Here is a 16,842-nt window from a genome sequence, read left to right as displayed (position 1 = left end):
GAGGTGCCGCGAGGGCGCCCGCTCCGTCGTCTCGGCCAGAGCTAGCCCACGTACACGACGACGGGGTCGGACGAGTTCGCCAGCTCCGCGCCGCTCACGGGCGTGCCCTCGACGCCGCCGACGGTGACCCGGTAGTTGACGTCCGTGTCCACGTCGAGCGAGGACAGTGTGAACTGGAACACGCAGCGGCCGCCGCGCAGGGCGCCCGAACCGAGCGTGGCGTTGAAGCTCGTCGTGGTCGTGCGGAACACCACCTTGGCGCCCTTCTTGACCTCCGCCGCGTCACCGGCGCCCGAGCACGCCTTCTCGGAGGCGCGGTACTCCGTGGGGAAGAGTACGACGGCGCCGGTGCGGTCGAAGGCGTTGTTGGCGAAGCCGAATCCCACGGCGAACACACCGACCACAGCCATGACGACCCCGGCGAGCGCGGTGACGACGACCACCCACGTGCGGTTGCCCGGGCCGTGCCGGCGCCACGGCTGCTGCGCGCCCGGCGGCAGTGGCGTCGGGAGCTCCGCACGCGAGTCGCGGCCCGGCGTGCCCTCCGGCACGGACGGTATCGCCGACGTGGTCTCCCGCTCCTGCGTGTCCTGGCTGGTCACTTCGCCCCCTTCGACGGGAAGTACTTGAGCACACCCTCCTGCGTGGTGCTTGCTACCAGGATGCCTTCTGCATCGAAGAATTGCCCGTTCGACATCCCGCGCCCGCCGTCGGCCACCGTCGAATGCGAGGAGTACAGGTTGTACTGATCGAACCGGACGCGGCGGTGGTACCACAGCGACTGGTTGAGCGTGACCGCCATGATCCGGTCGTACCCCCAGGACAGGCCGTGTCGCGTGATGATCGAGTCGAGGATCGTCGTGTCCGAGGCGTAGGCCAGGGCGGCGTCGTGGATCACCTGGTCGTCGGGCAGCGGTCCGGCGGTGCGGATCCAGACGTTGTTGTCCTCCTGGATCAGGCCCTTGCCCTTGGCGATCCACGCGGTGTCGTTGGTGAAGCGCATGTCCATCGGCTGCGGCGCCTCGACGAACATGGTGACGACGTCCTCGTAGCCCTCAAGGGTGTCCTGGATGTTCGGCAGGCCCTCGGGTCCCGGCACCTGCGGCGCCGGGTCGCCGTGGACGAGCGGATTGCGCCCGTCCGTCTGGTAGGCCAACTGCATCAGCGCGAGGACGGTGCCGCCCTGCTCGACCGAGACGAGGCGGTTCGCCACGTTCCGCGTGTCGCGCAGCCGTCGCACCACGAACTCCAGGTCCGCGGTGACCTCGCCGCCGTTGATGAAGTGCGTGTGCGCGGCGTGCAGGAACAGCGAATCCCGGGACCCGGGAACGGTGTTGCCCGACGCGACGATCGCCTGCGAGAGGATCTGGCCCCCGAAGGTACGGGACGCGACCTTGGCGGGGTGAGAGCCGAGGAACCGGTCCTCCCCCGCCTCCGCGAGGTCGAGCGTGCCGAGGAACTCGTCGAAGTCGGTGAGTGTCTCCGTCATGACGAGAAGCCTACTGGGCGGGTTCTAGTGGTCGTCCTCGCCGATCCGGTGCACCTGGATCAGGTTGGTCGAGCCGACGGTCCCGGGAGGCGCACCAGCGACGATCACCACCTGATCACCCTTCGAGTACCGACCGATACCCTCCAGCGACTGATCCACCTGCCGGATCATCGCGTCGGTGCTATCCGCACCGTCGACCAGGAAAGTCTCCGTCCCCCACGACAGCGCAAGCTGACTCCGCACCTCCGGCAACGGCGTGAACGCCAACAACGGCAGCCGGGTATGCAAGCGAGCCAAGCGCCGCACAGTGTCACCGGACTGAGTGAACGCCACCAAAGCCTTCGCGTTGAGCCGCTCACCGATATCACGAGCCGCGTAGGAAATGATGCCCCGCTTGGTCCGCGGCACATGATTGAGCGGCGGCACCGACGGCCCACCGTCCTCGACGGCCTGCACGATCTTGGCCATCGTCCGAACCGTCTCGATCGGATACTTACCCACCGACACCTCACCCGAAAGCATCACCGCATCCGCACCGTCGAGCACCGCATTCGCCACATCGGAGGCCTCCGCCCGCGTCGGACGGCTGTTCTCGATCATCGACTCCAACATCTGCGTCGCCACGATCACCGGCTTGGCGTTCTCCCGCGCGATCTGAATCGCCCGCTTCTGCACCAACGGCACCTCCTCCAACGGCAACTCCACACCCAGATCACCCCGCGCCACCATCACCGCATCGAACGCCAGAATCACCGCCTCGAGATTCTCGATCGCCTCCGGCTTCTCCAACTTCGCGATCACCGGAATCCGGCGCCCCACCCGATCCATCACCGCATGCACCCGCTCGATATCCGCCGGCGACCGCACGAACGACAACGCGATGAAATCCACCCCCAACCCCAGCGCGAACTCCAGATCCTCGATGTCCTTCTCACTGAGCGCCGGCACCGACACGTTCATCCCCGGCAACGACACACCCTTGTTGTTCGACACCGGCCCACCCTCAGTGACCTCACACACCACATCGGTGCCGTCCACCGACGTCACCGACAGGCCGACCTTGCCGTCATCGACCAACAACCGATCCCCCGGACGGGCGTCCTGCGCCAACTCCTTGTACGTCGTCGACACCCGATCATGCGTCCCCACCACATCATCGACCGTGATCCGCACCGTCTCACCCGTCTCCCACACCGTGCGGCCATCACCCGCGAACCGCCCCAAACGGATCTTCGGGCCCTGCAGATCCGCCAGGATCCCCACAGCACGCCCCGTCGCATTCGACGCCGCACGCACCCGGTCGTAATTCACCGCATGATCAGCATGCTCACCATGACTGAAATTGAGGCGAGCAACATCCATACCCTCCTCCACGAGAGCAAGCACCCTCTCCTCGGTTCCGACAGCAGGGCCCAGAGTGCAGACGATCTTGGTTCGACGAGTCACGGCGACCACGTTAGTCCTCTTTATTCCGCAATGTGGAGTCTCTCGGCAACCCGCCGGTATCCAGTTGACGAACATTGGCCTCTGCGGCGTCATCGCCGTCGTCGTCCAACGACGCGGTCTCCGACGGTTCTTCCTGGTCGGTGACCCTTTCCGCCGGGTCCGGCTCCGGGCCGGCCACGAGCACCGTCGCCTCCCGGCCCTTCGGGGCGAGGAAGAAGTACACGAGCGCCCCGGCGAACACGAGCGCGGCGGTGAACACGTTGATCCGCACGCCGAGGATGTGGGTGGCGTGATCGTCGCGCATGAGCTCGATGAAGAAGCGGCCCAGGCAGTACCCCGCGACGTACAGCGCGAAGAGACGGCCGTGCCCGATGCGGAAGCGGCGGTCGGCGATCACCAGCAGGCCCGCGACCAGCAGGTTCCACACCAGCTCGTAGAGGAACGTGGGCTGCACCGTGGCGAGGACGACACCGGTGCTGTGCCCGTCGAGCACGTCGGGGCCGCGCTCGCCGACGGTGTTGGCCCGTTCGAAGATCTTCAGCCCCCACGGGAGCGTGGTCGGCGCGCCGTAGAGCTCCTGGTTGAACCAGTTACCGAGGCGGCCGATGGCCTGCGCCACGATGATCGCGGGCGCGATCGCGTCGGCGAAGGGCCCAAGCTTGATGCCCATCTGCCGGCATCCGATCCACGCGCCGACGCCGCCGAGCGCGACGGCGCCCCAGATCCCGAGGCCGCCGTCCCAGATCCGGAACACCGCGCCGAAGCCGCGCCCACCCTCGCCGAAGTACGTCGTGAAGTCGGTCATCACGTGGTAGAGCCGGCCGCCGACGAGGCCGAAGGGCACGGCCCACACTGCTACGTCGATCACCTGGCCGGGCCTGCCCCCGCGGGCGACCCACCGACGATCACCCCACCAGCAGGCGACGATGATGCCGACGATGATGCACAGGGCGTAGGCGCGGATCGGGATGGGCCCGAGGTGCCACACTCCCTGGGCGGGGCTCGGAATGCTCGCGAGGATCACGCCCGTCACCCTACTGACCCGCGGCGGAGAGCGTCACTGCGAGCGGAGCCGCTGCCACAGCACGGGCCACGCCACTGTCCGGTCGGTGTACAGCCGGACCACCGGGTCGCCCTCGCCCGGCGCGGGTACCGCCCGACGGTGCCGGAACGCCCCGTCGAGCACGGGCGACGGGTCGCCGATCCAGAGGACGGACCGAGCGTCGTCCGGCGGCCGGCCGAAGTAGTAGTAGGCGCGGTGACCGCTGTAGGCGCGCGGCAGGCCCTGGTCGCGCCCGTAGAAGTCGACCGCGGCGGCGAAGGGGTAGCTCTCCGCGACGATGACCAGGCCGTCGCGGTCGGCGGGCGACAGGCTCCGGTACGCCGCGACGACGGTGTCCGACAGCCCCTTGAGCATGGTGTCACCGTCGATGAGCATCGTCGCAGGAGCGCGGAACGGCGGCGTGCCGATGCGTTCGGCCATCGCCGGCGGCCACACCGGCGCGGCCGCGATCCAGCTCGCGGCCGAGCCGAGGAGCGCCAGGACCGCGACGATCCGCCATGCCTTCCGCACGCCGCGACGGCGACAGCCGGCCCACGACTCCACGGCGACCGCGCCCGCCGCCATCGGCAGCGCGTAGACGGAGGCCAGGTAGTACGCGCGGCCGTGGGTGATCACGATCGCGGCCGCGACGAGCACGAGCGCGACGCCGAGGAACCGGTACGGGCGCAGGGCGGGCGAGCGCAGCAGCGCGACCACGCCGACCAGCAGGAGCGGCAGCCCGATGAGCAGGCCGGCCCCGAACAGCCCGACCAGCGCGAAGCCCGTGCCGCCGGGCCATTCGGCCCGGACCACGGCGCCCATCCGGGTGTACGCCCAGTCGTGGCCGGACTGCCACCACAGGGTCGGAAGGATCGCGGCGGCGGCCAGGGCGGCCCCGCGCCACAGCGCGGGTCCGGTGAGCATCCGCCGGGGCCCGCAGGCGAGCGCGCCGACCGCGACCGCGACCCACAGCGCCGGGACCAGGAACTTGGTGAGCAGCGCCAGTGCGGTGACGGCGCCCGCTGCGAGCAACAGCCGGTCGTCGCGGGTGCGCACCCAGCGGACCAGCAGGTAGACGATGGCCGTCCACCACAGCGGGTCGATCGAGTAGGTCGCGAGCCAGTGCCCCACGGAGCTGACCAGCGACATCGCCACGGCCGCCGCGGCGAGGACCTGCGCCCACCGACGGCCGCCGAGTTCCCGGGCGATCAGTCCCGCGAGCAGCGTGATCCCGACGACCGCGAGGGTCGCCGGGAGGCGCAGCACGACGAGGCTCCCGTGCGCGAGGCGGTCGAGTCCGGCGGCCAGGAGCGGCACCAGCGGCGGCTGGTCGAAGTAGCCGGCGGCCGGGTGGTCGCGCCCGGCGACCACGAAGTAGGCCTCGTCGAAGAAGTACCCGTAGTTCCGGCTGCCGAGCAGCATGACCGTTAGCACGGCGGCGCCGACGGCGGCGAGCGGAAGCCGCGCGAGGGGTGGGAGTGCGCGCCCCGCCTCGGCGCGCGGGCCGGTGGCGAGTGCGGCGACCTGGGATGTCATGCCCTCGACGGTGCCGGGCGCGCGGCGTCGCCGGTAGCGCCGTTCGGCGGCCCGTCGACCGACGAAAGGAGGTGTTGGCACCGTCGGGCCGCTCCCTACGATGGCTGCATGACCTTCGTACCCGCCCGCCGCGTGCGCGCCGTCCAGGCGGCGTTGCTCGCGGTGTCGGCGGCCGGCACGGTCGCGTTCGTGGCGGTCCTGTTCCCCGGGATGCGGGGCGCGGACCTGGCGTCGGGCGCCCTGGCGATGCTCGTGGCGACCATCGCGGTGGCACTGGTGCGTCCCGTCCTCGCGACGCCGGTCGTCGCGGCGGCCGGGTGCTTCCTGGTGCTGGGACCGTGGGCCGAGGCGGCGGAGTCGGGCGCGGCGGTGTGGATCGCGGTGGCCGCCTCGCTCGTCTCCTCCGCGGCCGCGCAGACCGCCCGGGACCGGCGCGACGCGGTGCTCGCGTTCGCCCCGTTCGCCGTGTTCGCGGTGGCCGTCGCCGCGTCCTCGCAGTCGGTGTGGGGCGCGCTGGGCTCGCTCGCGCCGGTGCTCGGCGGCTCGACGGTGGGCCTCGGGATCCGGCTGCGGACCGCGGCACGGGAGCGCCGGGCGCTCGCGGATCGGCAGGCCCGGGCCGACGAACGCCTCGCGCTCGCCGCGCAGCTGCACGACCTCGCCACCGCGCGCCTGACCCGGATCGTGCTCGCGGCCCGGTCCGCGGGACAGCCCGGCATCGAGGCCGATGCGCAGGCCGCGCTCGCCGACCTGCGGCGCGTGGTGATCGGGTTGCGGACCGACGACGCGCCACCGGCGCCGCTCGCCACGGGCGGGCTCGTCGCGGCCGCCGACATCGACGGTGCGGTCGCCGACGCCGTGCACCGAGCCCGGAGCGCGGGCCAGCACGTCGACCTGACCGGCTCACTCGGGGCGCCGCTCCCCCGCGCCGCCGCCGACTGCCTGACCCGGGTGCTCGAGGAAGGGCTGGCGAACGCCCGCAAGCACGCCGCCGGAGCGCCGGTCGACGTGGAGGTCACCGCGCACGGCCTCCGGATGCACACCCCCTCGTCGGCGGCCGATCCCGCGCTCGCCGCGACCGGCAGCGGCACGGGCCTGCGCGGACTCGACGCCCGCGCCGCGCTGGTCGGGGGCACGCTCCGGCACGGCCGCTCACCCGACGGCGGCTGGACCCTGCACGCCGAGTTCCCCGCGACCACCGAGTTCCCGGCGGCCGCCCGATGACGGTGCGCGTGCTGGTGGCCGACGACGACCCGATCGTCCGGGAGTACCTGCGGTCGGTGCTGTCCGCGGAACCGGACCTCGACGTGGTCGCGACGGCGGCCGACGGCGCCGCGGCGGTCGAGGCGGGGATCACGCACGCGCCGCAGGTCGCGCTCCTCGACGTCCGGATGCCCGGCGTCGACGGCATCGTCACGACCCGCGCGCTCCGGGACCTCGACCCGCCGGTCGCCGTCGTGCTCATCACCACGCTCGACACCGACGCGGTGCTGGTCGACGGGCTGGCCGCGGGTGCCGCCGGCTTCGTCGTGAAGACCGCCGAGCCGGCGCTGCTGGCGTCGGCCGTCCGCACCGCGGCGGCGGGCGGCTCGCTGCTCTCCCCCGACGCCTTGGCCCGTCTCGTGTGCCTCGCCGGCGACCGGCCGCGCCGTGATCCGCGCATCGACGCGCTGGGCGCGCGGGACCGCGACGTGCTGCGCGAGCTCGCGACGGGCGCCTCGAACGCGGAGATCGCGGCGCGGTTGTTCCTGGCGGAGTCGACGGTGAAGGGCTACGTCTCCGCCCTGATGACGCGCCTGGACTGCGCCAATCGGACCCAGCTCGCCCTCATCGGGGCGGGCCTGTGAGCGCCGCCCCTGATCTCGTGGTGCTGGGCCTCGGTCCGGCCGGGCGGGCCGTCGCGCACCGGGCTGCGGCAGCGGGCCTGACGGTGCGCGCCTTCGACCCCGCGCCGGACGCGCGGTGGCGGCGCACCTTCGGGCTGTGGGCGGACGAGCTGCCCGGCTGGTTGCCCGGTTCCGTCGTCGCGGCGCGGTCGTCTCCGCAGGTCATCGCCCGGGGTCGGTTCGACCTGCGGCGCGAGTACGCCGTCCTCGACGTCGACCGTCTGCAGGACGCGCTGCCGCTCGACGGGGTGGACGTGCGCGCCGAGCGCACGACTCGCGACGGCCACGGCGCGGCGTTCGTGATCGACGCGCGGGGGCCGGCACCGTCGGGATCCCCGAACGTTCCCCGACAGACCGCCGCCGGGGTGCTGGTCCCCCTCGGGGCGCAGGAGGAACTCTGGATGGACTGGCGGGTCGCGCCCGGCGTACCCGACGGTGCGCCGGCCTCGTTCCTGTACGCCGTGCGTGTGTCCGAGGACGCCCTCCTGCTGGAGGAGACCTGCCTCGCGGGGGCACCGGCGCTCACCGTCGACGCGCTCGAGGCGCGGCTGCGAGCCCGGCTGGCGGCGCGCGGCGTCGCGGCGGGTGAGCTGCACGAGCGCGTGGACTTCCCGCTGCTCTCGTCCGGTCCCCGGCGGGGCGCCGGGTGGTGCGGGGTCGGCGTGCGAGGCACGACCCTGCACCCGGCGACGGGCTACTCGGTGGCGTCGTCGCTGGCCTTCGCCGACGATGCGGTGGCCGCGGTGCGCGCGGGACGCAATCCGGTGAGCACCGACGCTGTGCTCGCGCACCGGATGCGGGCCGCTGCGCTACGGGCGCTGCTCGGGATGTCGCCGGACGAGCAGCGGGACTTCTTCGACGTGTTCTTCAGCCTCCCGGACCGGCACGTGCGGGCGTTCCTGTCTGCCCGCACCCCGGCGACGACGAACGCCGCAGCGATGGCTGCGGCGTTCGTGGCGGCGCCGTGGGGGCTGCGCCGGCGCCTGGCCCGGGCGGTTACTCCGCCGGCTTCTCAGCCGTCTCGCCGGCGCCGGTGAAGTCCGCCTGCTCGATGTCGAGGGCGCGGGCCTGCGAGATCAGGTCCTCGAGGGCGGCGGGCGGCAGCGCGCCGGCCTCGTTGTAGACCAGGTTGCCCTTCTTGAACACCATCAGGGTGGGGATGGAGCGGATGTTCGCGGCGGCGGCGAGGCCCTGCTCGGCCTCGGTGTCGACCTTCGCGAAAACCACATCGGCATGGGCTTCCGATGCCTTCTCAAAGGTGGGGGCGAAGGCGCGGCACGGACCGCACCAGGATGCCCAGAAGTCGACCAGCACGATATCGTTGCCGGTCACGGTCTGATCGAACTTGTCCGAGGTCAATTCAATGGTCGCCATGCTCAGCACAACGAATTTTCCGACTCCATGATTCCCAATCGCCGAAATGTCGGATGGGCTCGCTATCCTCTAGTCGGGCGCGCACCCGCGCGCCGCATGTACACACCAGTACAGCTTGAAGGGGATACACATGACCGACGTGCTTCGCGCAGGTAACCAGCTCGGCCTCGGGGAGACCCTGGACTCCGCCAACGGCGGCTACACGCTGACCCTGCAGGGCGATGGCAACCTCGTGCTGACCGAGGGCACCGGCACCGTGGTGTGGGCCAGCGGCACCGACGGCAAGGGCGTCGAGCGCGCCAACTTCCAGACCGACGGCAACTTCGTGCTCTACAACGGTGCGGGCGAGGGTGTCTGGTCCACCCAGACCGAGGGCACCGGCGCCGACCGCATCGTCCTGCAGGACGACCGCAACCTGGTCGTGTACGCGGGCGAGGACCACAAGTGGGCCTCCAACACCACCACGGACCAGCCTGCGCCGGCCCGTCAGGCCGCTCCGGAGCCCGAGCCCGTCGCCGCCGAGGCGCCGGCCGCTCCCGCGCCGCGCACCCACACCGTCGCCTCGGGCGACACCCTGTGGGCCATCGCCGAGCAGTACCTGGGCGACGGCAACCGCTACACCGAGATCGCTCAGCTCAACAACATCGAGAACCCCGATCTCATCAACGTCGGCCAGGTCATCACCATCCCCTGATCTGCCTCCGACGGGCATCACACCGCCGGCCGGCCCTCCTCGCGAGGGCCGGCCGGCGGCGTCATTGGGGGGACTACTCCCCGCGCAGCAGCCCCTTCGCCACGTGCGTCACCTGGATCTCGTTGCTGCCCGCGTAGATCATGAGCGACTTTGCGTCGCGCGCGAGCTGCTCCACCCGGTACTCGGCCATGTAGCCGTTGCCGCCGAAGAGCTGCACCGCCTCCATCGCGACCTCGGTCGCGGCGCGCGAGCTGTACAGCTTCATCGCCGAGGCCTGGGCCAGCGTCGGCGGCTTGCCGGCCCGCGAGGCCTCGATCGCGGTGAACAGCATGTTCTGGACGTTGATCCGGGCCACCTCCATCTCGGCGAGCTTGAGCTGGATGAGCTGGAACTTCCCGATCTCCTGGCCCCACAGGGTGCGCGAGCGCGCGTAGTCGATCGACAGGCGCTGCGCCTCGTTGATGATGCCGAGCGCGAGCGCGGCGATGCCGATGCGCTCGGCGGTGAAGCCGGCCTTCGCCGAGGCGCCACCGCCGCCGGGCGTCTCCTCCGTCTCGCCCAGCAGGCGATCCGCACTGAGGTGGACGTCGTCGAAGAACAGCTCGCCGGTGGGCGAGCTCATCATGCCCATCTTCTTGAACGCCTTGCCCTGCGTCAGCCCCTCCATGCCCGTGTCCAGCACGAACGTGAGCACCTTGCGGTCGCGGATCGGCGTACCGTCGCCCTCGTCGAGCTTGGCGAAGACCACGATCGTGTCGGCGTGCGGGCCGTTGGTGATGAAGGTCTTCTGCCCCTTGAGGATGTAGCCGCCGGAGCCGTCGCGGCGCACCGTCGTCTTCATGCCGCCGAGGGCGTCCGAGCCGCTGTCGGGCTCGGTGATCGCCCACGCTCCGACCTTCTCCATCGTGACCAGCTCGGGCAGCCAGCGCTTCTTCTGCGCGAGGGTGCCGCGGGACTTGATGGTGGACACCGTCAGGCCCATCGACACACCCATCGAGCCGATGAGGCCGAGGCTGACGCCCGCCATCTCGACGTTGAGGATGAGGAACATCGACGAAGACAAGGTGCTGGAGCCTCCGCCCCCACCGGCCTTGGGCTTCTCCCCCGCCTCCTCGGCGGCGAGTTCCGCCTCGAGGTTCTCCCGGTTCACCTGGTCGATACCGAAGCTCTGCAGCATCTTCCGGGTGATGTCGTAGGGCGGCAGGGCGCCCGTCTCCAACTCGTCGACGTGCGGGCGGACCTCCTTGTCGATGAACGCACGCAGCGCGTCGCGCACCATCAGGTCTTCCTCGGACCACTCGAACACGGGCATCCTCCTATAGAACGCGTTCTACATTTGGAGCCATCGTCGCACCCCGCGCGCCCGACGGTGTCGTAACCCCCCTAAATCACTCCTGCCGGCGGTCAGCGGGCCGGTGCGACGGGCGCAGGCCTCGCCACACGCAGAGCCTCGTCGTACTCGTCATCCGTGACGGGGTCGCCCCAGATGACGTACGGCGCTTCAGGATCGACCTCCCGCTCGGTGAGGGTGACGAAACAGCCGCGGCTCGCGGCGCCCGCACCATGCCAATGCCACTCGCCGGCCGGGGCGTGCACCACGTCGCCGGGACGCAGAAGCGCGGCCGCCCCGCGCGTGCCCACGAGGGCCTCGCCGTCGGTGCAGTAGAGGGTCTGACCGCCGGCGACGTGCCGGTGCCAGGCCGTGCGGGCCCGCGGGGCGAACCGGACCGCTCCCACCACGGGCCGGGCGGTGTCGGGATCCACATCGATCATCGTCACCTCGATGTCGCCGGTCGAATGCTCAGTGCTCCCTCGCTGGACCACGGTGTTGTCGGGCATGAACTCCATTGCCACTCCTTCCACGAGACCTGGATCACACATCATATATCTCGCGGTTCCGGTGGCCCTAGTTCACTCCGCGCCCGCGTCCTTCCCAGAACGGCGCGCGCAGCACGAACTTCTGGATCTTCCCGGTCGCGGTGCGGGGCAGCGCGTCGACGAAGTCGATCCGCTTGGGGCACTTGTAGCCGGCGAGGTGCTCGCGGGTGTGGGCGATCAGCTCCTCCGCGGTGACCCCGTCCGCCACGACGATCGCGGTCACCAGCTCGCCCCACTTCTCGTCGGGGATGCCGATCACAGCCACCTCGCGGACCGCCGGGTGCAGGGCCAGCGCGTCCTCGACCTCGATCGATGTGACGTTCTCGCCGCCGGAGATGATCACGTCCTTCTTCCGGTCGGCGATCGTCAGGTAGCCGCCCTCGAAGGTCCCCCGGTCGCCGGTGTGGAACCAGTCGCCCTCGAGCGCCGCCGCGGTCTCGACGGGCTTGTTCCAGTACGCCGTGAGTGCGTGGTTGGTGCGGGCGAGGATCTCGCCGTCCTCGTCGATCTCCAGGTGCACGCCGAGCGCCGGGGTCCCCGCACGGCCGAGTTTGCGAGCCACCTCCATCGGATCGTCGGCGGCCCATTCCGCGCGCTCGCGGTTCACCGTCAACAGCGGCGAGGTCTCGGTGAGGCCGTAGATCTGGATGAACTCCCAGCCCAGCTCGAACCGCACGCGGTGGATGACGCGCGTGGGCGGCGGCGCGCCGGCGCAGATGACGCGGACGGTGCCGCTGCCCGGGATCGGGCCGTCCCACTCGGCGGCGGCGTCGAGTGCCGCGGTGACCACGGCCGGCGCGGCACACATGATCGTGACCCCGTGGTCACGGACGCGGCGGAGGATCTCGGCACCGTCGACCTTGCGGAGGACCACGTGCTTGATCCCGATCCCCGTGGCGGCGAAGGGCATTCCCCAGCCGTTGGCGTGGAACATCGGCAGCGTGTGCAGCAGGACGTCGTTGTCGGTGAGGGCGACGTGCAGCCCGAAGACGGTGGCGTTGAGCCACAGGTTGCGGTGGGTGAGCTGCACGCCCTTGGGCCGGGCCGTGGTGCCGGAGGTGTAGTTGATGGTGGCGGTCGCGGTCTCGTCGCCGTCCCACGGCCGCGGGTCCGACGGTGCGCCCGCCGCCCCGAAGATCTTCTCGTCGTCGCGGCCGAGCACGAAGACGTGCTTCGCGGTCACGGTCTCGGCGAGGTGCTCGACCTCGGGGTCGAGGATCAGCACCTCGGCACCCGAATCCTCGACGATGTACTCCACCTCCGCCGACGCGAGCCGGAAGTTCACCGGCACCAGGATCCGGCCCCAGCCGGAGACGCCGAAGAACGAGGTCAGCAGGCGCGCAGCGTTCTGCGAGACGATCGCGACGCGCCCGCCGACGGGCACGCCCAGCTCATCGAGCCGTGCGGCCTGGCCGCGGGCCAACGCCGCCATCTCGGCGTAGGTCGTCGCCCCCCACGACGGTGCCGGCTGGTCCGGCTCGTCGACCATGCCGATGCGATCGGGATAGACGATCTCGGCGCGGTCCAGAAAGTCACGGACACCCAGGTTCACGAACATGCGGCCAAGGCTATTGCCGTCGCACACGTCCCGCGGCGAGTCGACGGAATCCGAGGCTGGCGAACAACCGGCTAGCTTGCTAGCATGCTAGCCATGGGTGACGAGGTGAAGCAGTTCAACGTGTACCTGCCGGCCGCGCTGATCAAGCGGATCAAGTTGCACGCGTTGGAGACCGAGCAGTCGCTGTCGGCGCTCGCTGCGGTCGCACTGTCGGAGTACCTCGCTGCCCATGCCCCCGATCCGGCAACCGGTCCCGTCACCGAGGAGTGAGCATGTCCACCACGCAGGGCGTCGACGCCTTCTACATCACCACCCACAACTGGGGCGCCACGGCGAAGTTCCTGATCGACCTGGGATTCACCGTCGACTTCGAGACCGACCACAACTCCGGGCAGCTCACGGCGCCGTCGGGGCCGTCGATCTTCGTGGCGGAGGTCCCGGCGTCGGAACCGACGGCCATCAGCCCCGTCGTCCGCGTCCACGACGAGGCCGCGTTCCCCGCGGACTTCACCGACACCCACTACGGCGCCCGCGAGGCCACCCTCTGCGACCCCGACGGCCGCACCTGGGTCCTGCAGGCACCGAGCGCACCGTGAATGCGAACACCGTCGCCCCCGAGGACACCGCCGCACGCACCGCGCTGTGGCGCGCCCTGCACACCGAACTGGACCCGAGCCCCGTGCTCGAGGACACCATCGGTCTGGACCTGCTCGCCCCCTCGGCGGACTGGCGCGACCGCGGCGACATGGACCCGGCGTTCACCCACGGTATGCGAGCCTGGGTCGCGACCCGTTCGCGGATCGTCGAGGACCTGGTGCGGGACAGCGGGATCGGGCAGTACGTCCTGCTCGGCTCCGGTCTCGACAGCTTCGCCCAACGCCACCCGGACGCCGCTGTCACGGTGTTCGAGGTCGACGAACCGGGGCCGCAGCAGTGGAAGCGGGAGCGGCTCGCCGAGCTCGGGCTGCACACGGACCGGCAGCGGTTCGTCCCCGTCGATTTCGAGTCGGACGGCGATTGGCCGGCGCGCCTGCGCGACCTCGGGTTCGATACCGCCCGCCAGGCCGTGGTCTCCTCGCTCGGGGTGTCGATGTACCTCACGCGCGAGGCCACGGCTGCCACGCTGGCGACGGTCGCGGGGCTCGCGCCCGGCACCGTCCTCGCCATGACCTACCAACCTCCGACCGAGCAGTTGTCCGGCGCGGACCGACGAGCGCGGGAGATCAGCATGGCCGGCGCAGCTCGCAACGGCACGCCCTTCATCTCCTTCTACACCGCCGACGACGCCGCCCGCCTCGCCCGGGAGGCCGGGTTCGCACAGGTCCGCGTCATCTCGACGGACGACGCGACCGCCCGCTACTTCGCCGGCCGCGACGACGGGCTCGCGCCCGCACACGGCGAGGAGATGTTGGTCGCCACCGTCTGACACGTTGCAGCGGGCGACATTATCTGACTAAGGTCAGAGATATGAGCGAGCAGGTGGGCGCGGTCCGGCGGTTCAATCGGGCGGTCACACAGCGGCTCGGGGTCCTGCAGGATCGGTACCTCGCGCGGGACCGGCCCCTCGGGCAAGCACGACTGCTGTGGGAGATCGGGCGCTCCCCCGACGGCGTCGACGTCCGGGACCTGCGTTCGCGCCTCGATCTCGACTCGGGCTACCTCAGCCGCCTCCTGCGCGCGCTCGAGTCGGACGGTCTGGTCACCGTCGGGACCGCCGACGGTGACGGTCGCCTCCGGACCGCGCGGGTCACTGACGCAGGCGCGGCCGAGTACGACGAGCTGGAGGCCCGGTCCGAGGACGCCGCGCAGGCGCTGCTGGATCCGCTCTCCGACGGGCAACGCGAGCGGCTCGTCGCGGCGATGGCGCAGGTGGAACGGCTACTTCTCGCCTCCCTCGTGCGGGTCGACGAGGCCCGGCCCGACACCCCCGCGGCGGTGTTCGCGGCGCGGGAGTACTACGCCGAACTCGGAGAGCGTTTTCCCGACGGGTTCGACCCGGACATCGGCGGCGCCGTCGCCGACCCGTCGATCACCCCACCTGCGGGTCTGCTGCTGGTGGCGCGCCTGCGCGAGGAGACGGTGGGCTGCGGCGCACTCACGTTCTCCGGCGGCGGGTTCGCTGAGGTCAAGCGAGTATGGGTGGCGCCGACGGCTCGCGGGCTCGGGCTGGGGCGGCGGATCATGGCCGAGCTGGAGGGCCGCGCGACGGCCGCCGACGTGCGGACTCTGCGGCTGGACACGAACGGTGAGCTCACCGAAGCGATCGCCCTGTACCGGGCGCTGGGCTACCGGGAGGTGGAGCGGTACAACGAGAATCCGTATGCGCAGCACTGGTTCGCGAAGGATCTCTGAACGACCCCGGCGGTGCCGCTCACTCCGATTCCGCGTCCTCAGCATCGAGGGCGGCCAGGAGCGTGTCGCCGCTGATGCGATAGCCGTCGTCGGCCCGAATCGCCTCGCGAAGCAGCGCCGCGTCCGCCGCATCCTCCAAACGCTCGAAGTACGCGAGATCGTCCGCACTGATCAGCGCTGCGGCCGGCTTGCCGTGTCGCGTGATGATCACCCGCTCGTTCGTGTATGCCGTTCGCGCCACCGTGTCACCGAGCGAGGAACGCAACTCGGCGATGGGAACCTCCGGATGATCGGCAGTCGTGGTCATGAACTCATTCTAGGTTCAATTGGTGCGGTTTGGCCATACCTACCGTTATGTACCAAAAGCTCGATAGTCTCGTGGCCGTGGGGACCGCCGAGAACGAGTCGATCAGCGAGATTCAAATCCGCGACGCGGACCCGCGGGTGGCGCAATACCGCGCGGTGGCGGAGAAACCCAAGGTCGGAGGCCTCGCAACCGCGCACTGACCGGCGCAATCGCCGCGTCTCCGGTGATCGTCCCGGGCACCCGGTCCACGGCGCACCGGACACGGCCCCGACGGTTCCTATCGTTGCCGCATGCCAGCCACCGACCGCCCGATCCGCGCCGACTACGCGCGCATCGTCGCCGACGTCCTGCGCCAGGCGATCCACGACGGCACCTACCGCGGGACGCTGCCCGGCGAGGACGACCTCGGCGAGCAGTTCTCCGTCTCCCGGGGCACCGTCCGCGAGGCACTGTCCGTGCTCCGAGCCGAGGGCTGGATCCGGCGGGGTCCACGGGTCGGCACCGAGGTGATCGCCCGCACCGTCGACCACGGGCTCGACAGCCTGCGCGGCCTCCGCGAGACCCTCGCGCTCCACGGTGAGGTCCGCAACCGGGTCCGTACGGCCACCCGGCTGGTACCGCCGCCGATCGTCGCCGAGAAGCTGGGCCTCCCCGCCGGCGAGGAGGCCGTCTACCTCGAGCGGCTGCGCTACCTCAACGACGAGCCGGTGAGCCTGGATCTCACCTACCTGGTCTCGGACATCGGCGACCTGCTGCTGGAACAGGACCTGGAGAACGAGGACGTCTTCCCCCTCATCGAGGCCGTATCCGGGCACCGGTTGGGCACCAGCGACTTCAGCCTCAGCGCCGCGGCAGCCGACCCGCACACCGCCGCGAACCTGGAGATCGCGACCGGCTCCCCGCTCCTGCTGTACGAGCGTCTCACGGGGCTCGATACCGGACGCCCCGTGGATCTCGAATACATCCGCATGCGATCCGACCGGATCACCCTGCGCGGCACCCTCCGCCGCGACTGACCCTCCCGACACGGAAGAAGGCACCCCATGGCTCAGGTCGAACAGCGCGTCGACGTCCCCGTCACCATCGACGCCTCCCTCTGCATCGAGGGCTGCAACATCTGCATCGAGGCCTGCCCCCTCGACTCGCTCGCCCTCGATCCGAGCACCAATCGCGCCCACATGTACGTCGACGAGTGCTGGTACTGCGGCCCCTGCGCCGCCCGCTGCCCCACCGGCGCCGTCACCGTCAACATGCCCTACCTGCTGCGCTAGCCGGAGAAA

21 protein-coding genes are annotated in these 16,842 nt (G+C 70.8%); 11 read left to right on the top strand and 10 right to left on the bottom strand.

Translation table 11 applies throughout. The features are described from left to right. Positions 1–41: 41 nt before the first annotated feature. The 5 genes from ABZX10_RS11440 to ABZX10_RS11420 are packed head-to-tail and all read right to left on the bottom strand — an operon-like array spanning position 42 to position 5,513. The gene (locus ABZX10_RS11440) at positions 42–602 is read right to left on the bottom strand and encodes a hypothetical protein (protein WP_355538973.1); all 561 of its coding nucleotides are present in this window, start codon (positions 600–602) and stop codon (positions 42–44) included. Next, a complete protein-coding gene (locus ABZX10_RS11435; protein ID WP_355538970.1) occupies positions 599–1,489 on the bottom strand; it encodes an acyl-CoA thioesterase domain-containing protein in 891 nt (296 codons plus the stop codon). The genes ABZX10_RS11440 and ABZX10_RS11435 overlap by 4 nt, the downstream gene beginning before the upstream one ends. 24 nt (positions 1,490–1,513) lie before the next feature. After that, a complete protein-coding gene (gene pyk, locus ABZX10_RS11430) occupies positions 1,514–2,935 on the bottom strand; it encodes a pyruvate kinase (protein WP_355539319.1) in 1,422 nt (473 codons plus the stop codon). Between the two features lie 10 nt (positions 2,936–2,945). Next, entirely contained in the window at positions 2,946–3,959 is a 1,014-nt protein-coding gene (gene lgt, locus ABZX10_RS11425; RefSeq protein WP_355538967.1) for a prolipoprotein diacylglyceryl transferase, read from the bottom strand. A 33-nt stretch (positions 3,960–3,992) separates the two neighbouring features. Further along, on the bottom strand, positions 3,993–5,513 hold the full coding sequence (locus ABZX10_RS11420; protein ID WP_355538964.1) for a glycosyltransferase family 39 protein: 1,521 nt from the start codon (positions 5,511–5,513) through the stop codon (positions 3,993–3,995). 108 nt (positions 5,514–5,621) lie between these two features. On the opposite strand from ABZX10_RS11420, the gene ABZX10_RS11415 reads away from it, so the two are divergent. From ABZX10_RS11415 to ABZX10_RS11405, 3 genes are read left to right on the top strand one after another with little or no spacing between them, the layout of a single operon-like run. Further along, the gene (locus ABZX10_RS11415; protein WP_355538961.1) at positions 5,622–6,737 is read left to right on the top strand and encodes a hypothetical protein; all 1,116 of its coding nucleotides are present in this window, start codon (positions 5,622–5,624) and stop codon (positions 6,735–6,737) included. Continuing rightward, complete coding sequence (locus ABZX10_RS11410; RefSeq protein WP_355538958.1) at positions 6,734–7,360, top strand: response regulator transcription factor; 627 nt, start codon at positions 6,734–6,736, stop codon at positions 7,358–7,360. The genes ABZX10_RS11415 and ABZX10_RS11410 overlap by 4 nt, the downstream gene beginning before the upstream one ends. Then, complete coding sequence (locus ABZX10_RS11405) at positions 7,357–8,436, top strand: lycopene cyclase family protein (RefSeq protein ID WP_355538955.1); 1,080 nt, start codon at positions 7,357–7,359, stop codon at positions 8,434–8,436. The genes ABZX10_RS11410 and ABZX10_RS11405 overlap by 4 nt, the downstream gene beginning before the upstream one ends. Here ABZX10_RS11405 and trxA read toward each other — a convergent pair. Continuing rightward, positions 8,396–8,773: a thioredoxin gene (trxA, locus tag ABZX10_RS11400; RefSeq protein WP_355539316.1), complete on the bottom strand. Its 378-nt coding sequence runs from the start codon at positions 8,771–8,773 to the stop codon at positions 8,396–8,398. The two genes, ABZX10_RS11405 and trxA, sit on opposite strands and share 41 nt — an antisense overlap. 130 nt (positions 8,774–8,903) lie before the next feature. Between trxA and ABZX10_RS11395 the strand changes: the two genes are divergently transcribed. Continuing rightward, positions 8,904–9,467 (top strand): LysM peptidoglycan-binding domain-containing protein, encoded by a 564-nt coding sequence (locus tag ABZX10_RS11395; protein ID WP_355538952.1) that lies wholly within the window; start codon positions 8,904–8,906, stop codon positions 9,465–9,467. A gap of 73 nt (positions 9,468–9,540) precedes the next feature. Here ABZX10_RS11395 and ABZX10_RS11390 read toward each other — a convergent pair whose 3' ends face one another. The 3 genes from ABZX10_RS11390 to ABZX10_RS11380 all read right to left on the bottom strand — a co-directional run bounded on the left by ABZX10_RS11390 (position 9,541) and on the right by ABZX10_RS11380 (position 12,903). Next, positions 9,541–10,773, bottom strand: a complete 1,233-nt coding sequence (locus tag ABZX10_RS11390) for an acyl-CoA dehydrogenase family protein (protein ID WP_355538949.1) — start codon at positions 10,771–10,773, stop codon at positions 9,541–9,543. Between the two features lie 98 nt (positions 10,774–10,871). Continuing rightward, the gene (locus ABZX10_RS11385; RefSeq protein WP_355538946.1) at positions 10,872–11,315 is read right to left on the bottom strand and encodes a cupin domain-containing protein; all 444 of its coding nucleotides are present in this window, start codon (positions 11,313–11,315) and stop codon (positions 10,872–10,874) included. 58 nt (positions 11,316–11,373) lie between these two features. Then, on the bottom strand, positions 11,374–12,903 hold the full coding sequence (locus tag ABZX10_RS11380) for an AMP-binding protein (RefSeq protein WP_355538943.1): 1,530 nt from the start codon (positions 12,901–12,903) through the stop codon (positions 11,374–11,376). Positions 12,904–12,996: 93 nt separating this feature from the next. Here ABZX10_RS11380 and ABZX10_RS11375 point away from each other — a divergent pair, with 93 nt between their 5' ends. Genes ABZX10_RS11375 through ABZX10_RS11360 form a run of 4 tightly spaced genes read left to right on the top strand, consistent with a single transcriptional unit; the run spans position 12,997 to position 15,255 of the window. Next, a complete protein-coding gene (locus ABZX10_RS11375; RefSeq protein ID WP_355538940.1) occupies positions 12,997–13,173 on the top strand; it encodes a CopG family transcriptional regulator in 177 nt (58 codons plus the stop codon). Between the two features lie 2 nt (positions 13,174–13,175). Next, a complete protein-coding gene (locus tag ABZX10_RS11370; RefSeq protein ID WP_355538937.1) occupies positions 13,176–13,499 on the top strand; it encodes a VOC family protein in 324 nt (107 codons plus the stop codon). Continuing rightward, positions 13,496–14,329: a class I SAM-dependent methyltransferase gene (locus ABZX10_RS11365; protein ID WP_355538934.1), complete on the top strand. Its 834-nt coding sequence runs from the start codon at positions 13,496–13,498 to the stop codon at positions 14,327–14,329. The genes ABZX10_RS11370 and ABZX10_RS11365 overlap by 4 nt, the downstream gene beginning before the upstream one ends. Before the next feature lie 41 nt (positions 14,330–14,370). Beyond that, positions 14,371–15,255, top strand: coding sequence for a bifunctional helix-turn-helix transcriptional regulator/GNAT family N-acetyltransferase (locus ABZX10_RS11360; protein WP_355538931.1), 885 nt, complete (start codon positions 14,371–14,373; stop codon positions 15,253–15,255). A 19-nt stretch (positions 15,256–15,274) separates the two neighbouring features. Here ABZX10_RS11360 and ABZX10_RS11355 read toward each other — a convergent pair whose 3' ends face one another. Beyond that, positions 15,275–15,562 carry a type II toxin-antitoxin system Phd/YefM family antitoxin gene (locus tag ABZX10_RS11355; protein WP_355538928.1) on the bottom strand — a complete coding sequence of 96 codons (288 nt, stop codon included), beginning with the start codon at positions 15,560–15,562 and terminating at the stop codon, positions 15,275–15,277. Between the two features lie 77 nt (positions 15,563–15,639). Here ABZX10_RS11355 and ABZX10_RS11350 point away from each other — a divergent pair, with 77 nt between their 5' ends. The 3 genes from ABZX10_RS11350 (at position 15,640) to ABZX10_RS11340 (ending at position 16,833) form a co-directional block, all read left to right on the top strand. Beyond that, positions 15,640–15,762, top strand: coding sequence for a hypothetical protein (locus tag ABZX10_RS11350; protein WP_355538925.1), 123 nt, complete (start codon positions 15,640–15,642; stop codon positions 15,760–15,762). A 90-nt stretch (positions 15,763–15,852) separates the two neighbouring features. Continuing rightward, on the top strand, positions 15,853–16,578 hold the full coding sequence (locus tag ABZX10_RS11345) for a GntR family transcriptional regulator (protein WP_355538922.1): 726 nt from the start codon (positions 15,853–15,855) through the stop codon (positions 16,576–16,578). A 27-nt stretch (positions 16,579–16,605) separates the two neighbouring features. Then, positions 16,606–16,833 (top strand): ferredoxin family protein, encoded by a 228-nt coding sequence (locus tag ABZX10_RS11340; protein ID WP_068520690.1) that lies wholly within the window; start codon positions 16,606–16,608, stop codon positions 16,831–16,833. Positions 16,834–16,842 lie beyond the last annotated feature (9 nt).

The organism is Tsukamurella sp. NPDC003166 (assembly GCF_040611135.1).
Lineage (GTDB): Bacteria > Actinomycetota > Actinomycetes > Mycobacteriales > Mycobacteriaceae > Tsukamurella.
This window is presented reverse-complemented; position numbering and strand designations above follow the sequence as displayed.

Excerpts from the sequence above, each read along its gene's own strand:
- ABZX10_RS11375 (WP_355538940.1), top strand. The coding sequence starts at position 12,997 with ATGGGTGACGAGGTGAAGCAGTTCAACGTGTACCTGCCGGCCGCGCTG.
- ABZX10_RS11435 (WP_355538970.1), bottom strand. The coding sequence starts at position 1,489 with ATGACGGAGACACTCACCGACTTCGACGAGTTCCTCGGCACGCTCGAC.
- ABZX10_RS11340 (WP_068520690.1), top strand. The coding sequence starts at position 16,606 with ATGGCTCAGGTCGAACAGCGCGTCGACGTCCCCGTCACCATCGACGCC.
- ABZX10_RS11420 (WP_355538964.1), bottom strand. The coding sequence starts at position 5,513 with ATGACATCCCAGGTCGCCGCACTCGCCACCGGCCCGCGCGCCGAGGCG.
- ABZX10_RS11360 (WP_355538931.1), top strand. The coding sequence starts at position 14,371 with ATGAGCGAGCAGGTGGGCGCGGTCCGGCGGTTCAATCGGGCGGTCACA.
- ABZX10_RS11345 (WP_355538922.1), top strand. The coding sequence starts at position 15,853 with ATGCCAGCCACCGACCGCCCGATCCGCGCCGACTACGCGCGCATCGTC.
- ABZX10_RS11355 (WP_355538928.1), bottom strand. The coding sequence starts at position 15,562 with ATGACCACGACTGCCGATCATCCGGAGGTTCCCATCGCCGAGTTGCGT.
- ABZX10_RS11380 (WP_355538943.1), bottom strand. The coding sequence starts at position 12,903 with ATGTTCGTGAACCTGGGTGTCCGTGACTTTCTGGACCGCGCCGAGATC.
- ABZX10_RS11395 (WP_355538952.1), top strand. The coding sequence starts at position 8,904 with ATGACCGACGTGCTTCGCGCAGGTAACCAGCTCGGCCTCGGGGAGACC.
- trxA (WP_355539316.1), bottom strand. The coding sequence starts at position 8,773 with ATGGCGACCATTGAATTGACCTCGGACAAGTTCGATCAGACCGTGACC.
- ABZX10_RS11415 (WP_355538961.1), top strand. The coding sequence starts at position 5,622 with ATGACCTTCGTACCCGCCCGCCGCGTGCGCGCCGTCCAGGCGGCGTTG.
- ABZX10_RS11370 (WP_355538937.1), top strand. The coding sequence starts at position 13,176 with ATGTCCACCACGCAGGGCGTCGACGCCTTCTACATCACCACCCACAAC.
- ABZX10_RS11410 (WP_355538958.1), top strand. The coding sequence starts at position 6,734 with ATGACGGTGCGCGTGCTGGTGGCCGACGACGACCCGATCGTCCGGGAG.
- ABZX10_RS11385 (WP_355538946.1), bottom strand. The coding sequence starts at position 11,315 with ATGGAGTTCATGCCCGACAACACCGTGGTCCAGCGAGGGAGCACTGAG.